The organism is Burkholderia ubonensis, from assembly GCF_902833085.1.
GTDB lineage: Bacteria > Pseudomonadota > Gammaproteobacteria > Burkholderiales > Burkholderiaceae > Burkholderia > Burkholderia ubonensis.
Genome location: NZ_CADFEB010000002.1, coordinates 105,440 through 120,553 on the forward strand (window position 1 = coordinate 105,440; position 15,114 = coordinate 120,553).

16 protein-coding genes are annotated in these 15,114 nt (G+C 68.8%); 3 read left to right on the forward strand and 13 right to left on the reverse strand.

The features are described 5' to 3' along the window. Positions 1–3: 3 nt before the first annotated feature. The 9 genes from ureC to urtA all read right to left on the reverse strand — a co-directional run bounded on the left by ureC (position 4) and on the right by urtA (position 9,389). Complete coding sequence (ureC, locus tag HWX31_RS04420; RefSeq protein WP_174963310.1) at positions 4–1,710, reverse strand: urease subunit alpha; 1,707 nt, start codon at positions 1,708–1,710, stop codon at positions 4–6. A gap of 26 nt (positions 1,711–1,736) precedes the next feature. Further along, on the reverse strand, positions 1,737–2,042 hold the full coding sequence (locus HWX31_RS04425; protein ID WP_059836492.1) for an urease subunit beta: 306 nt from the start codon (positions 2,040–2,042) through the stop codon (positions 1,737–1,739). Between the two features lie 10 nt (positions 2,043–2,052). After that, positions 2,053–2,355 carry an urease subunit gamma gene (ureA, locus tag HWX31_RS04430; RefSeq protein ID WP_010091605.1) on the reverse strand — a complete coding sequence of 101 codons (303 nt, stop codon included), beginning with the start codon at positions 2,353–2,355 and terminating at the stop codon, positions 2,053–2,055. A 237-nt stretch (positions 2,356–2,592) separates the two neighbouring features. Then, positions 2,593–3,468: an urease accessory protein UreD gene (locus tag HWX31_RS04435; protein ID WP_174963312.1), complete on the reverse strand. Its 876-nt coding sequence runs from the start codon at positions 3,466–3,468 to the stop codon at positions 2,593–2,595. Positions 3,469–3,559: 91 nt separating this feature from the next. Further along, positions 3,560–4,252: an urea ABC transporter ATP-binding subunit UrtE gene (urtE, locus tag HWX31_RS04440; protein ID WP_174963314.1), complete on the reverse strand. Its 693-nt coding sequence runs from the start codon at positions 4,250–4,252 to the stop codon at positions 3,560–3,562. 4 nt (positions 4,253–4,256) lie between these two features. Next, complete coding sequence (gene urtD, locus HWX31_RS04445) at positions 4,257–5,114, reverse strand: urea ABC transporter ATP-binding protein UrtD (RefSeq protein ID WP_059618014.1); 858 nt, start codon at positions 5,112–5,114, stop codon at positions 4,257–4,259. Then, positions 5,111–6,295 carry an urea ABC transporter permease subunit UrtC gene (gene urtC, locus HWX31_RS04450; RefSeq protein WP_174963316.1) on the reverse strand — a complete coding sequence of 395 codons (1,185 nt, stop codon included), beginning with the start codon at positions 6,293–6,295 and terminating at the stop codon, positions 5,111–5,113. Before urtC ends, urtD begins: the two co-directional genes overlap by 4 nt. A gap of 1 nt (position 6,296) precedes the next feature. After that, a complete protein-coding gene (gene urtB, locus HWX31_RS04455; RefSeq protein ID WP_174963318.1) occupies positions 6,297–7,916 on the reverse strand; it encodes an urea ABC transporter permease subunit UrtB in 1,620 nt (539 codons plus the stop codon). 165 nt (positions 7,917–8,081) lie between these two features. Next, complete coding sequence (gene urtA / locus HWX31_RS04460) at positions 8,082–9,389, reverse strand: urea ABC transporter substrate-binding protein (RefSeq protein ID WP_059615759.1); 1,308 nt, start codon at positions 9,387–9,389, stop codon at positions 8,082–8,084. A 316-nt stretch (positions 9,390–9,705) separates the two neighbouring features. Between urtA and aptA the strand changes: the two genes are divergently transcribed. Beyond that, positions 9,706–11,034 (forward strand): omega-aminotransferase AptA, encoded by a 1,329-nt coding sequence (aptA, locus tag HWX31_RS04465; RefSeq protein WP_174963320.1) that lies wholly within the window; start codon positions 9,706–9,708, stop codon positions 11,032–11,034. 83 nt (positions 11,035–11,117) lie between these two features. Here aptA and HWX31_RS04470 read toward each other — a convergent pair whose 3' ends face one another. The 4 genes from HWX31_RS04470 to hemN all read right to left on the reverse strand — a co-directional run bounded on the left by HWX31_RS04470 (position 11,118) and on the right by hemN (position 13,923). After that, positions 11,118–11,441 (reverse strand): rhodanese-like domain-containing protein, encoded by a 324-nt coding sequence (locus HWX31_RS04470; RefSeq protein ID WP_010091617.1) that lies wholly within the window; start codon positions 11,439–11,441, stop codon positions 11,118–11,120. An 8-nt stretch (positions 11,442–11,449) separates the two neighbouring features. Continuing rightward, positions 11,450–12,103 carry a protein-L-isoaspartate O-methyltransferase family protein gene (locus tag HWX31_RS04475; RefSeq protein ID WP_059615799.1) on the reverse strand — a complete coding sequence of 218 codons (654 nt, stop codon included), beginning with the start codon at positions 12,101–12,103 and terminating at the stop codon, positions 11,450–11,452. A gap of 101 nt (positions 12,104–12,204) precedes the next feature. Continuing rightward, complete coding sequence (locus HWX31_RS04480; protein WP_060003776.1) at positions 12,205–12,462, reverse strand: hypothetical protein; 258 nt, start codon at positions 12,460–12,462, stop codon at positions 12,205–12,207. Between the two features lie 75 nt (positions 12,463–12,537). After that, positions 12,538–13,923 carry an oxygen-independent coproporphyrinogen III oxidase gene (hemN, locus tag HWX31_RS04485; protein WP_244143659.1) on the reverse strand — a complete coding sequence of 462 codons (1,386 nt, stop codon included), beginning with the start codon at positions 13,921–13,923 and terminating at the stop codon, positions 12,538–12,540. A gap of 172 nt (positions 13,924–14,095) precedes the next feature. Between hemN and HWX31_RS04490 the strand changes: the two genes are divergently transcribed. Together HWX31_RS04490 and HWX31_RS04495 are read left to right on the forward strand one after the other, a co-directional pair. Further along, positions 14,096–14,410: a YkgJ family cysteine cluster protein gene (locus HWX31_RS04490; RefSeq protein ID WP_174963370.1), complete on the forward strand. Its 315-nt coding sequence runs from the start codon at positions 14,096–14,098 to the stop codon at positions 14,408–14,410. A 60-nt stretch (positions 14,411–14,470) separates the two neighbouring features. Then, positions 14,471–15,052: a DUF1439 domain-containing protein gene (locus tag HWX31_RS04495; protein ID WP_059731416.1), complete on the forward strand. Its 582-nt coding sequence runs from the start codon at positions 14,471–14,473 to the stop codon at positions 15,050–15,052. Positions 15,053–15,114 lie beyond the last annotated feature (62 nt).

A 15,114-nucleotide genomic window follows, 5' to 3' on the forward strand; every position in this document is an offset into this window, starting at 1 on the left:
TCGTCAGAACAGGAAATAGCGCTGCGCCATCGGCAGCACCGTGGCCGGCTCGCAGGTGAGGAGCTGGCCGTCGGCGATCACGTCGTAGGTTTCCGGATCGACGCTGATCGCGGGCCGCCACGCGTTGTGGATCATGTCGGCCTTCGTCACGTTGCGGCAGTTGCGCACCGGCACGATGCGCTTCGCGAGCCCGTAGCGCTCGGCGATGCCGGCGTCGGCCGCCATCTGCGACACGAAGGTCAGCGACGTGCGCGCGAGCGCCCCGCCGCGCGTCGCGAACATCTCGCGATAGTGAACCGGCTGCGGCGTCGGGATCGACGCGTTCGGGTCGCCCATCTGCGCGACGGCGATCATTCCGCCCTTGAGGATCATCGACGGCTTGATCCCGAAGAACGCCGGCTCCCACAGCACGAGGTCCGCCCACTTGCCGGGCTCGATCGAGCCGACCTCGTGCGCGATGCCGTGCGTGAGCGCCGGGTTGATCGTGTACTTCGCGACGTAGCGCTTCGCGCGGAAGTTGTCGTGGCGCGCGCTGTCCTCGGGCAGCGCGCCGCGCTGCACCTTCATCTTGTGCGCGGTCTGCCAGGTGCGGATGATCACCTCGCCGACGCGGCCCATCGCCTGCGAGTCGGACGACAGCATCGACAGCGCGCCGAGGTCGTGCAGGATGTCCTCGGCCGCGATCGTCTCGCGGCGAATGCGCGATTCGGCGAACGCGAGATCCTCGGCGATCGACGGATCGAGGTGATGGCACACCATCAGCATGTCGAGGTGCTCGTCGAGCGTGTTGATCGTGTACGGGCGGGTCGGGTTGGTCGACGACGGCAGCACGTTCGCCTCGCCGCACACCTTCAGGATGTCGGGCGCATGGCCGCCGCCCGCGCCTTCGGTGTGATACGTGTGGATCGTGCGGCCCTTGAACGCGGCGACCGTCGATTCGACGAAGCCGGCTTCGTTCAGCGTGTCGGTGTGGATCGCGACCTGCGTGTCGGTGTCGTCGGCGACCGACAGGCAGTTGTCGATCGCGGCGGGCGTCGTGCCCCAGTCCTCGTGCAGCTTCAGCCCGATCGCGCCGGCGGCGATCTGCTCGACGAGCGGCTGCGGCAGGCTCGCGTTGCCCTTGCCGAGAAAGCCGAGGTTGATCGGCCAGCCGTCGGCGGCCTGCAGCATCCGCTCCATGTGCCACGGCCCCGGCGTGCAGGTGGTCGCGTTGGTGCCGGTCGCCGGCCCCGTGCCGCCGCCGAGCATCGTCGTGACGCCGGAAGCGAGCGCCTCGTCGATCTGCTGCGGGCTGATGAAATGGATGTGCGTGTCGATGCCGCCCGCGGTCACGATCAGCCCTTCGCCGGCGATCACTTCGGTCGCCGCGCCGATCGCGATCGTCACGCCCGGCTGGATGTCGGGATTGCCGGCCTTGCCGATCGCGGCGATGCGGCCGTGCTTGATCGCGATGTCGGCCTTCACGATGCCCCAGTGATCCAGGATCACCGCGTTCGTGATCACCGTATCGGGCACGTCGGCGGCGACGCGCTGCGACTGGCCCATCCCGTCGCGGATCACCTTCCCGCCGCCGAACTTCACTTCCTCGCCGTAGATCGTGAAGTCGCGTTCGATCTCGATCAGCAGCTCGGTATCGGCGAGACGGATGCGGTCGCCCGTCGTCGGCCCGAACATCTCCGCATACGCGCGGCGGCTCAAGCGTAGTGTCATGTCGTCGTAGTCCTGAAGCGGGGCGCTCAGAGCGGCCCCATCACCTTGCCCTGAAAACCGTAGACGGCGCGTTCGCCGGCCAGCTCGACGAGCTCGACCGTGCGGGTCTGGCCCGGCTCGAAGCGCACCGCGGTGCCGGCCGCGATGTTGAGCCGGAAACCGCGTGCGGCTGCGCGGTCGAACGACAGCGCGTCGTTGACTTCGTGGAAGTGGTAGTGCGAGCCGACCTGCACCGGGCGGTCGCCGGTGTTCGCGACCGTCAGCGTGAGCGTCGTGCGGCCCGCGTTCAGTTCGTGCTCACCGTCGTCGGTGAGGATTTCGCCGGGAATCATGCGGGGTGCCTCACGGAATCGGATGGTGGACCGTGACGAGCTTCGTGCCGTCGGGGAAGGTCGCTTCGACCTGGATGTCGGGGATCATCTCGGGCACGCCTTCCATCACGTCGTCGCGCGTGAGCAGCGTGGTGCCGTAGTGCATCACCTCGGCGACGGTCCTGCCGTCGCGCGCGGCTTCCATCAGCGCGGCGGTGATGAACGCGACCGCTTCCGGATAGTTGAGCTTGAGGCCGCGCGCACGGCGGCGCTCGGCCAGCAGCGCTGCCGTGAAGATCAGCAGCTTGTCTTTTTCGCGGGGAGTCAGTTTCATGAAGGCAAGCGTTCAGGAAAACGTAATTATTTCTCGGCGCACTGCCGTCGTGCAGAAGCGCGATTCATCGTAGCACCGCATCATCCGGCGTGCCGTGTGTATCGGGTATGTAAGGAGCAAGCCGCGTGCCATGCACGCGGAACGGCGCCGGATGCGCGTTCGTGGTGCACGGTGCCTGCGCGGCGTGCGCTGCCGGGTGCGGTGCTGCGCCGAAATGGGGCGTTCAGGCGGGCGGGGTCAGGTCTGCCAGAGCCGCAGCGGCTGCGCGGCGACGCCGTGCACGATCGGGCGCAGGTGCAGCCAGCAGTCGACGAAGTGCCGTTGCAGCGCTTCCATCGACGCCGCGAGCGCGCGCACCAGCACGACGCCGGGCGTTACGCAGGTCGCGCCCGCGCGCAGCGTGGCGTCGAACGGCATCCGTTCGGCGAGCGATTCCGCGAGCACGGCGTCGCACGCGGCGCCGATCGCCCACAGCGTGCCGTAGACGGGGAAGCCGGCGAGCGCCTGCGGCGCGCCGCGCAGCGCGTCGCCGGCATCGAGCAGCGCGCGCTCGGTCCACAGCGGCCGGCCGGCGGCGTCGACGATGGCCGACGTCGACGCGACGCGGCCCGTCGTCCATGCTTCGCCGGCCGCCTGCCGGCCGAGCTGCGTCGCGTCCCAGCCGAGCGCGCTCGCGCCCGCGCCGAGCGTCAGCGTGAAGTCGAGCGACGCGTGCGCCGCGTCGAAGAGCAGGTTGTTCTGCGGCAGCCAGTCGAGCTTCGCGTTCTCGCCGAGCACGATGCCGATGCGCTGCGTCGCGTCGAGGCCGTTCGACTTGTACCACTTGGTCGCGCCGGGCGTCGTCAGCACCGCGTGCGTGCCGTCGCCGAGCGCGATGTCGACGTCGAGCCGGTCGCCGCCCGCGACGCCGCCCGGCGGGTGGACGATCACCGCGTGGCAGATCGCGTCGCCTTCCGGATACAGCGGCCGCTGCACGCGCAGCGGGCCGTCGTGCAGGCGGTGGACGAGCGTCGTGCGCGCACCGTGCCGCTCGAAGCCGAGTTCGAGACGGGCGCGCCATGACTTGGCGACGGCGGGGCGGGACAGCGTGGCGTGGAGATCGGGGGCGGACATCGGCAGGCGGGGCAACGGAAACGGGCGCGCGGAACGTGGATGCTACCGGAACAATAATCCATCTGCCGCACCTGCGATCCGGCGCCGCTTGCTACACGGCGATCAACTCCCGCACGCCATGGCTTTCCATGTCCCGCGCATCGCCGCCCGCGACGATCTCGCCGCGGCTCATCACCCAGTAATGGTCGGCGATCGAGCGCGCGAAGTCGTAGTACTGCTCGACGAGCAGCACCGTCATCTTCGTTTCGTCGACGAGCTGCCGCAGCGTGCGGCCGATGTCCTGGATGATCGACGGCTGGATTCCTTCGGTCGGCTCGTCGAGGATCAGCAACTGCGGTTCGCTCATCAGCGCGCGGCCGATCGCGAGCTGCTGCTGCTGGCCGCCCGACAGGTCGCCGCCGCGCCGCGCGCGCATGTCCTTCAGCACCGGAAAGAGATCGTAGATGCGGTCCGGCACTTTCGACGGCGCGCGCCGGCTTGCCGCGCCGACGAGCAGGTTTTCCTCGACGGTGAGCCGCGGAAAGATGTCGCGGCCCTGCGGCACGTAGGCCAGCCCGGCCGCGACGCGCGCATACGGCGGCAGCGCGCCGAGCGGCGCGCCGCGCCACGCCACCGTGCCGCTCTTCGCGGCGACGACGCCCATCAGGCAGCGCAGCAGCGTCGTCTTGCCGACGCCGTTGCGGCCGAGCAGCACCGTCAGCTTGCCGTCGTCGGCGGAAAGCGTCACGTTGCGCAGGATATGGCTGCCGCCGTAATACTGGTTCAGCGAGTCGATCTTCAGCATCGCGTCATCGTCCCAGATAAGACTCGATCACCGCGTCGTCGCGCTTGACCTGATCGAGCGTGCCGTGCGCGAGCACCGCGCCTTCGGCCATCACCGTCACGCGCCCCGCGTCACCCGCGAGCGCCGCGACGAATTCCATGTCGTGCTCGACGACCATCATCGAGCAGGTGCCGCGCAGCGTGTTCAGCAGGTCCGCGAGCTCCATCGTCTCGTGATCGGTCATGCCCGCCGCGGGCTCGTCGAGCAGCAGCAGCGCGGGGCGCTGCATCAGCAGCATGCCGATCTCGAGCCGCTGCTTCTGCCCGTGCGACAGCTCGCCGGCCGCGCGGAACGCGTGCGCTTCGAGACCGATCAGCGCGAGCGTTTCCTCGATCTTCGCCTGCGCGGCCTTGTCGAGCCGCGCGCGCAGCGACGCGAGCCAGCCCTTGTCGGTCTGCATCGCGAGCTCGAGGTTTTCCCATACCGGGTGCTGCTCGAACACGGTCGGCTTCTGGAACTTGCGGCCGATGCCCGCGCGCGCGATTTCCGGCTCGCTCATCCGCGCGAGGTCGAGCGTCTGGCCGAGAAACACCTTGCCCGCATCGGGACGCGTCTTGCCGGTGATCACGTCCATCATCGTCGTCTTGCCCGCGCCGTTCGGGCCGATCACGCAGCGCAGCTCGCCCGCGTCGATCGACAGCGACAGTTTCTTCAGCGCACGGAAGCCGTCGAAGCTCACTTCGATATCCTCAAGATAAAGGATCGTGCCGTGCGACGTATCGATGCCGGGCGTCACGACGCGCGCCATCGACGCCGTGCCGCTGACCGCGAGCAGCTCGTCCTCGCTCGGCGGCGCGAACTGGTAGAGGGCGGTTCCGTTCATGCGCGTTTCCCCTTCGCGATTGCGGCTTCGACGAGACCCATGATCCCGCGCGGCAGCAGCAGCGGCACGAGCACGAAGATCAGGCCGAGGAAGAACAGCCAGTATTCGGCGAAATACGCGGTGAAAAAGCTCTTTGCGCCGTTCACCGCGAACGCGCCGACGATCGGCCCGATCAGCGTGCCGCGTCCGCCGACGGCAACCCAGATCGCCATCTCGATCGAATTGCCGGGCGACATCTCGCCGGGATTGATGATGCCGACCTGCGGCACGTACAACGCGCCGGCGATGCCGCACAGCGCGGCCGACGCGGTCCACACGAACAGCTTGTACGCGAGCGGGCTGTAGCCGAGGAACATCAGCCGCGTCTCGCCGTCACGCACCGCGGTCACGACGCGGCCGAGCTTGCTCGTGACGATCGCGCGCGCGGCGACGAACGCGAGCACGAGCGTCGCGAACGTCAGCAGGAACAGCACGGTGCGCGTGCCGGGCGACGTGATCGGGAAACCGGCGATGCGCTTGAAATCGGTGAAGCCGTTGTTGCCGCCGAAGCCGGTCTCGTTGCGATAGAACAGCAGCATCGCGGCGAACGTCAGCGCCTGCGTGATGATCGACAGGTACACGCCCTTCACGCGCGAGCGGAACGTGAAGAAGCCGAACACCCATGCGAGCACCGCGGGCACGAGCACGACCAGCAGCAGCGCGACCGCGAGATGCTGCGTGCCGCTCCAGTACCACGGCAACTGGTGCCAGTCGAGAAACACCATGAAGTCGGGCAGGTCGCTGCCGTACTTGCCGTCGCGGCCGATCTCGCGCATCAGGTACATGCCGATCGCATAGCCGCCGAGCGCGAAGAACAGGCCGTGGCCGAGACTCAGGATGCCGCAGTAGCCCCACACGAGATCGAGCGCGAGCGCGGCGATCGCGTAGCACATCAGCTTGCCGGCGAGCGTCATCGCATACGCGGACAGGTGGAACGCGCTCGCCTCGGGCGCGACGAGCGCGGCGAGCGGCACGCCGACGCCGATCGCGATGCACAGCACGACGAGCGCGAGCCATGCGCGGCGCGACAGCAGCGCGGGGCGGGGCGGCAGGCCGAGCGCGAAGCCGGCCTGCGCGCGCGCGGCGGCGGGCGGCGTGGCCGCGGCGGACGCGTTCGGCAACGAATCGGTCAATGCGGTCATGTCAGGCCTCCGCGCTGCGTCCCTTCAGGGCGAACATGCCCTGCGGACGCTTCTGGATGAACAGCACGATCATCACGAGCACCGCGATCTTCGCGAGCACCGCGCCCCAGAACGGCTCGATCGCCTTGCTGACGAGGCCGAGCCCGAAGCCGCCGAGCACGGTGCCGGCGATCTGCCCGACGCCGCCCAGCACGACGGCCATGAACGAATCGATGATGTAGTTCTGGCCGAGATCCGGGCCGACGTTGCCGATCTGGGACAGCGCGCAGCCGCCGAGGCCCGCGATGCCCGCGCCGAACGCGAACGCATACGCGTCGACGCGCGCGGTCTTCACGCCGACGCACGCGGCCATCCGGCGGTTCTGCGTGACCGCGCGCACGAACAGGCCGAGCCGCGTCTTCGTCAGCACGGCCCACGCGATGAAGACCACCGCGAGCGCGAACGCGAGGATCACGAGCCGGTTGTACGGCAGGATCAGGTTCTGCATCACGGTCACGCCGCCGCTCATCCACGACGGGTTCACGACCTGCACGTTCTGCGCGCCGAACAGCATCCGCATCGCCTGGATCAGGATCAGGCTCACGCCGAAGGTCGCGAGCAGCGTCTCGAGCGGGCGGCCGTACAGGTGCCGCAGCACGAGCCGCTCCAGCACGATGCCGACCAGCGCGGCCGCGGCGAACGACGCGGGCACCGCGACGAGCGGATACCAGTCGAACGCGGCCGGCGCGAAGCGCTGCACCAGCGTCTGCACGACGTAGGTCGCATACGCGCCGATCATCAGGAATTCGCCGTGCGCCATGTTGATCACGCCGATCAGGCCGTAGGTGATCGCGAGGCCGAGCGCCGCGAGCAGCAGCACGCTGCCGAGCGACAGGCCCGCGAACAAGGTGCCGGCGATCTCGCCGCGGCGCTGCAATGCGTGCAGCGCGTCGAGCCCTTGCTGCGCGGCGTCGCGCACGCGCGCGTCGGGTTCCGCGAAGCTGCCGTCGGCGTTCTTCGCGACGAGCGGGCGCAACTGCTCGATCATGTCGAGATCGCGGCGCGCGGCGACGAGCCGCACCGCGTCGAGACGCTTCGCCGGATCGGCGTCGTGCAGCGCGGCGATCGCCCACAGCGCGTCGAGACGGCGCTTCAGCGACGGGTCGGTCTCGTTCGCGCGGGCGCGGTCGATCATCGGCTTCAGCGCGGGATCGGGCGACTTCAGCAGCGCGTCGATCGCGTCGCGCCGCGCCGCGACGTCCGGCGACGCAAGCGCGCGGCCCGACAGCGCGGCGGCGATCTTCGTGCGCAGCAGGTTGTTGAGCATCACCGGCTGCGCGTCGCCGGGCTGCGCGGCGGCTTGCGTCAGCGCGTCGTGCGCGGCGTCGCCGGTCTGGATCAGGATGCGGCCGTCGCCGGTCGCGAGCGCGTCGCCGGACGACAGCGCATCGAGCAGCGTCACGGCGTGCGGATCGGGATCGGCGGCGAGCCGTTCGATCGCGGAAGCCTTCGCGTCGAAGTCGTCGCCGGCGAGCGCGGCGGTGTCGGCGGCCGTCAGCGCGAAAGCCGTGCGCGGCGCGACGCCGGCGAGGGCGGTACACGCAACGAGCGCGACGGCGGCGCGGCGGAGGAGTGTAGGCATCGGGAAGTCCTGGCAGACTGGGGAAGAGGTCTCGTGCGGCGATGCCGGGGCGTCGGCGGGCGCGGTGACGGTTCGCGATTGCGCTCCCGGCCGAAACCGGCGTGCTGCAACGACGAACCGCCGCGACCGGGAGCGCCACGCGTTCGCGCGGCGCCCCGTGCCGCATCAGGCCAGCGCCGCGCGCTGCCGGCGCAGGAACGCCGGGATCGAGCTGACGACGTCCGGCTTGCCCTGGTTGCCCGCGATGAACGGGCTCCACGGCTGCGCGCGAATCGCGGTCTTGGTCTTCCACACGACGTTGAACTGCCCGTCGCCGCGGATCTCGCCGATCATCACCGGCTTGTGCAGGTGATGGTTGCCGTCCATCGTCAGCGTGAAGCCGGACGGCCCGGCGACGCTCTGGCCGATCATCGCGACGCGCACCTTGTCGACGTCGGTGCTCTTCGCCTTCTCGACCGCCTGCTTCCACATGTGGATGCCGACGAAGGTCGCTTCCATCGGGTCGTTGGTCACGCGCTTCGCGCCGCCGGGCAGGTTGTTCGCCTTCACCCACGCGGCGAACTGGTCCTTGAACTTCGTGTTCGACGGGTTCTTCACCGACATGAAGTAGTTCCACGCGGCGAGATGCCCGACGAGCGGCTTCGTGTCGATCCCGCGCAGCTCTTCCTCGCCGACCGAGAACGCGACGACCGGCACGTCGGTCGCCTTGATCCCCTGGTTGCCGAGCTCCTTGTAGAACGGCACGTTCGAGTCGCCGTTGATCGTCGAGATCACGGTCGTCTTGCCGCCTTGCGAGAAGTTCTTGATGTTCGCGACGATGGTCTGGTAATCGCTGTGGCCGAACGGCGTGTAGACCTCCTGAATGTCGGCCTCCTTCACGCCCTTCGATTTGAGGAACGCACGCAGGATCTTGTTGGTCGTGCGCGGATACACGTAGTCGGTGCCGAGCAGGAAGAAGCGCTTCGCGCCGCCGCCTTCGGCGCTCATCAGGTACTCGACCGCGGGAATCGCCTGCTGGTTCGGCGCGGCGCCCGTGTAGAACACGTTGCGCGACATTTCCTCGCCCTCGTACTGCACCGGATAGTAGAGCAGGCCGTTCAGCTCCTCGAACACGGGCAGCACCGACTTGCGCGACACCGAGGTCCAGCAGCCGAACACGCACGCGACCTTGTCCTGCGTGAGCAGCTGGCGCGCCTTCTCCGCGAACAGCGGCCAGTTCGACGCGGGATCGACGACGACCGGCTCGAGCTTGCGGCCCAGCACGCCGCCGCTCTTGTTGATGTCGGCGATCGTCATCAGCGCGGTGTCCTTCAGCGACGTCTCGGAGATCGCCATCGTGCCGGACAGCGAATGCAGGATGCCGACCTTGATCGGGCCGCTGCCCGCATCGGCCGCGCGGGCGAACGGGCTCTTGCCCGCGAGCGCGAGCGCGCCGGCCATCGATCCGAACTTCAACAGACTGCGACGTTTCATCGAGTTCCCCTTGACGTGTTGGATGTGCGTGCGCCGCTGCGGCGCCGACCATCGGTATTACGCAAGGCATGTGCCAGCCACGCGCATGCACGGCGGCCGTGCGCCGCGCGGGCGGCGGCGCGGTGCGCGTGACGCGTCGTGTGGCACGAATGGCTCGTCGCGGTGCAGGCGCGCGGGCGCAAATGGTGCACGGTTGTGCTTCACCGTTGCGGTGCTTACACTCGGGTTTCGCATTGCTTCGCATCATGTCTTCGCACCACGCCGGCGCACCCTGCCACCGCGCAGCCGCGCCGAACGATTCCACCGAGGAGCCGCCATGAGTCAGCAGCAAACGAACGCCCCCGATCTGTCCGCCTTCTGGATGCCGTTTACCGCCAACCGCCAGTTCAAGGATGCGCCGCGCCTGCTGGTATCGGCGAAGGGGATGTACTACACGTCGCACGACGGCCGGCGCATTCTCGACGGCACCGCCGGGCTCTGGTGCGTGAACGCCGGGCACGGGCGCGACGAGATCGTCGCGGCGGTGAAGGCGCAGGCCGAAGAGATGGATTTCGCGCCGACCTTCCAGATGGGCCATCCGAAGGCGTTCGAGGCGGCCACCCGGATCGCGCGCCATACGCCCGGCGACCTCAAGCACATTTTCTTCACGAACTCCGGCTCGGAGGCGGTCGATACCGCGCTGAAGATCGCGCTCGCGTATCACCGTGCGCGCGGCGAAGGGCAGCGCACCCGCTTCATCGGCCGCGAGCGCGGCTATCACGGCGTCGGCTTCGGCGGCATCTCGGTCGGCGGGATCGCGCCGAACCGCAAGGCGTTTTCGGGCGCGCTGCTGCCGTCGGTCGACCACCTGCCGCATACGCTGAATCTCAACGAAGCCGCGTTCTCGAAAGGGCAGCCCACGTGGGGCGCGCACCTCGCTGACGAGCTCGAGCGGCTCGTCGCGCTGCACGACGCGTCGACGATCGCCGCGGTGATCGTCGAGCCGGTGGCCGGCTCGACCGGCGTGCTGATTCCGCCGAAGGGCTATCTCGAGCGCCTGCGGGCGCTGTGCGACAAGTACGGCATCCTGCTGATCTTCGACGAGGTGATCACCGGCTGGGGGCGCCTGGGCGCGCCGTTCGCCGCGCAGTTCTTCAACGTGACGCCCGACCTGCTGACGATGGCGAAGGGCACCAACAACGCGGCGGTGCCGATGGGCGCGGTCGCGGCAAGCGACGCGATCCACGACACGATTGTCAACGGCGCGCCGGCCGGCATCGAGCTGTTCCACGGCTACACGTATTCGGGGCATCCGCTCGCGGCCGCCGCCGCGTGCGCGACGATCGACCTGTACGAGCGCGAGAAGCTGTTCGACCGCGCCGCGCGGATGGCGCCGGTGTTCGAGCGCGAGATCCACAAGCTGAAGGACGCGCCGCACGTGATCGACGTGCGCAATCTCGGCCTCGTCGGCGGCGTCGAGCTGAAGCCGCGCGACGGCAAGCCCGGCGCGCGCGCGTACGACGTGTTCGTCAGGTGCTACCAGAAGGGCGCGATGGTGCGCTATACGGGCGACATCCTCGCGTTCTCGCCGCCGCTCATCGTCGAGGAGGCGCAGATTGCCGAGCTGTTCGCGATCGTCGCGGAAGCGCTGAAGGAAACGGAGTAGGGCGGAAAGAGAAACGGGCGCGCAGCGCGCGCCCGTCGGGCAATTCGTGCGGCCGGCGAGGTGCGGCCGGCCGGTCAGTCAGGTCAGTACCGCGGCACGGCCGGATCGACGTCGCGCGACCACGCGTCGATCCCGCCCTGCAGGTTGTAGAGCTTCGTGAAGCCGCGCGATTCGAGGAACATCGCGACCTGCGCGCTGCGCATCCCGTGATGGCACACGCAGACGATCTCGGCTTCGTCGTCCAGCTCCTCGCTGCGCGCGGGAATCTGCTGCATCGGGATCGACACGCTGCCCGCGATCTGCGCGGTGGCGATTTCCCACGGCTCGCGCACGTCGAGCACGACGGGCGCGGGGCGGGTCTTGTCGGCGAGCCAGTCCGCGAGCATCGCGGGCGTCAGGATCTGCATGGCGGCGCTCAGAACTTGAAGCGCGACGGCTCGATCGCGTTGACGAGGTGGTCGACGTAGGTCTCGAACACGTCGGCGACGCGGTATTGCTTGTCGTCGATGCGCGTGATGACCTGCGCTTTCATCACCGGACGGCCGCCGACGAACGCCGACAGGCGGCCGCCGGTCTTGAGCTGCTCGAGCATCTCCTGCGGTACGACGGGCAGGCCGCCCGCGACGCAGATCACGTCGTACGGCGCCTTCGCCGGCCAGCCGCGCGAGCCGTCGCCGAGCACGACTTCGGCGTTCGTCACGCCGTTGTTGCGCAGGTTGTCCTCCGCGAGCTTCGCGATCGCCGGATCGATGTCGACGGCCGTCACGTGCTGCGCGCGCGCCGCGAACAGCGCGGCCAGGTAACCCGAGCCCGCGCCGATCAGCAGCACGTTCTCGTGCTTCTTCACCGCGAGCTCCTGCAGCACGCGCGCCTCGACGCGCGGGAACAGCATCTTGTGACCGCCCGGCAGCGGCAGCTCGAGATCGGCGAACGCCAGGTCGCGGTATGCGGCCGGGACGAAATTCTCACGCTTGACGATCGACAGCAGGCCCAGAACTTCCAGATCCAGGACGTCCCATGGACGGATCTGCTGCTCGATCATGTTGAAACGCGCTTGTTCGATATTCATGGTGGTCATGCAGCCTGGTCGGCCGTCAGCGGAGATAGAAAAACTTTCGAATTGTACCAAACGGGACGGGCAGCCAGCCTTCAGAAGCCCTGCAATGCAGCTTATCGCTTGCTGTTCTTGATCTGTTCCTCGAACGCGAGGTCGAGCTTGCTGGCCTTGCGCGGTTTTTTGGGGCCAAGGTCGTCGACGAACTTGACGAACTCGTCGAGCGGCAGCGGCTCGCAGCGCTTTTCGGCGGCGCCGCTCGAGCGGTCGACGAGATAGAACAGGCCGCCCGGCATCGCGACCGCCGCGAGTTGCGGGTTGCCGGAGCGGGTTTTCAGGCGTTCGACCGCGTGGGTCGCCTTGGTGGTGCGCATGGTGCGGGTTCTGCTGCGGACATGAGGCCCACACTTTATCAACAACCGGCCGCGCGTGCGCGGCCGGCGCCCCGCTCAGACCGTGCGCGAGTAGCGCTGCTGCGGCGTGTGGGCGAGATAGGCGTCGAACGCCATCGCGATGTTGCGCACGACCATCCGGCCGGCCGGATGGATCGTCAGGCGGTCGCCGGCGATGCTCAGCAGAGCGTCGCGCTCGAATTCGCGCAGCGCGTCCAGCTCGCGCGCGAAATGGTCCGCGAAGCGGATGCCGTGCGCGGCCTCGACGTGCGAGAACGGCAGTTCGAGGTTGCACATCAGCTGCGTGATCACGTCGCGGCGCAGCCGGTCGTCCGCGGTGAGCCGCACGCCGCGCGCGATGGGCAGCCGGCCCGCGTCGAGCGCCGCCCCGTACGCGGGCAGATCCTTCGCGTTCTGCGCGTAGACGTCGCCGACCTTGCCGATCGACGACACGCCGATGCCGATCAGGTCGGTGTCCGCGCGCGTGCTGTAGCCCTGGAAATTGCGCTGCAGCGTGCCGTTTTGCTGGGCCGTCACGAGCTCGTCGCCCGGACGCGCGAAGTGGTCCATGCCGATGTACACGTAGCCCGCCGCAGTCAGCATCTCGATCGCGAGCCCGAGCAGCGCGACGCGCGTCGCGGGCGGCGGCAGCGCGGCGTCGTCGATCTGCCGCTGCATCTTGAACAGGTGCGGCATGTGCGCGTAGCCGAACACCGACAGCCGGTCCGGCGCGAGCTCGATGATCGTCTCGAGCGTGCGGCCGAAGCTCGCCACGGTCTGGTGCGGCAGCCCGTAGATCAGGTCCACGCTGACCGACTGGTAGCCGGTCGTGCGTGCGGCGCTCAGCAGGTCGGCCGTCATCGCGAGCGGCTGGATGCGGTTGATCGCCTGCTGCACCGCCGGATCGAAATCCTGCACGCCGAGGCTCAGCCGGTTGAAGCCGATCGTACGCAGGTGGACGAGCGTCGCCGGCGTGACCGTGCGCGGATCGATCTCGATCGAGAACTCGGCGTCGGCGTCCTGCGCCAGCGTGAAATGCTCGCGGGTCGCCGCCATCAGCTCGGCCGTCTCGTCGTCGGACAGGAAGGTCGGCGTGCCGCCGCCCCAGTGCAGCTGCGTGACCGGGCGCGCCGGGTCGAACAGCGCGGCCTGCAGCGCCATCTCGCGCTTGAGCTGGTCGAGATACGGGCGCGCGCGGCGGCGGTTGCTGGTCGCGATCTTGTTGCAGCCGCAGTAGAAGCAGGCCGTGTTGCAGAACGGGATGTGGAAATAGAGCGACAGCTCGCTCGACGACGCGCCCGGGTCGCCGGCCGCACGCGCGTAGTCGGCCGGGTCGAAGTCGTCGCGGAACTGCAGCGCCGTCGGGTACGACGTGTAGCGCGGCCCGTTCGCGCCGTACTTCGCGAGCAAATCGGGACGGAACAAGGTGTCGGCTGAGCTCATCGCGGTCTCGCGCATTTAGATGCTTCGGAGTATATAAACGCGCGATTCGTCCGCATTGTGTAATAACGTCGCAGCCGGGGATGGCACAATGCGGGGTGCGGCGGCCGGCCTCGAGGCGCGGCGCCGCGTCGTTGCCGTCGTTCCGTTCGAGAGAGCCGAGTTGTCCGTCGAAATGCCCGTCCACCCGGCGCCCGCCGAAGTTCCGCCGCCCCACGCGTGCCGCGAGGCCTGCGGCGCGTGCTGCATTGCGCCGTCGATTTCCAGCCCGATTCCGGGGATGCCCGACGGCAAGCCGGCCGGCGTGCGCTGCGCGCAGCTCGGCGACGACCTGCGCTGCCGGATCTTCGGCCGGCCCGAGCGGCCCGCGTGCTGCTCGGGGCTGCAGCCGTCGGCCGAGATGTGCGGCGCGTCGCGCGCCGACGCGCTCGCGTGGCTCGCCCGGCTCGAAACCGCGACGCAGCCGTCGCAGCCGTCACAGCCGCGCTGACATCGGCATGGGGCCTCCGATCGACCAGGCGCCCATTCCGGCAAGCATAGGAGATTCAGCATGACCGCCAGCCGCGCGTCCAGTCGGCGCCGCTTCCTCATCGCATGCACCGCCGCCGTCGGCGTGTCGGTGTCGCTCGCCGCGTGCGCGTCGACGTTCCCGTTCATTCCCGACCACTACACGTTCTCGCGCGGTGACGTGCAGAAGGCGGTCGCGCGCAAGTTCCCGTACCAGAAGACCGTCGCGTCGGTGCTCGACGTGTCGCTCGCGAATCCGGTCGTCGGCCTGCTGCCGGACCAGAACCGCATCGCCGTGCAGGTCGACGCGCACTTCGTGAGCCCGTTCCTGCGCATGCCGGTCAACGGCAAGTTCACCGTTTCCGGCCAGCTTGCGTACGACGCGCCGAGCCGCTCGGTCGTGATCAAGACGCCGGCCGTCGACAGCCTGACGCTCGACGGCGACGCACAGATGTACGCGCAGCAGATCGGCGCGGCCGCCGGCATGATCGCCACCCAGTTGCTGACCGACTATCCGATCTACACGTTCAAGCCGGAACAGCTGCAATTCGCCGGCGTGAATTACGAACCCGGTACAATCACAATTCTTACAAACGGCATACGCGTGGCGATCGTCGAGAAGTGACGATGCGCCGCGCGCGGCCGGGCGGGCCGCGGCGGGTGCGTGGCCCATTTCTTCGACCACTT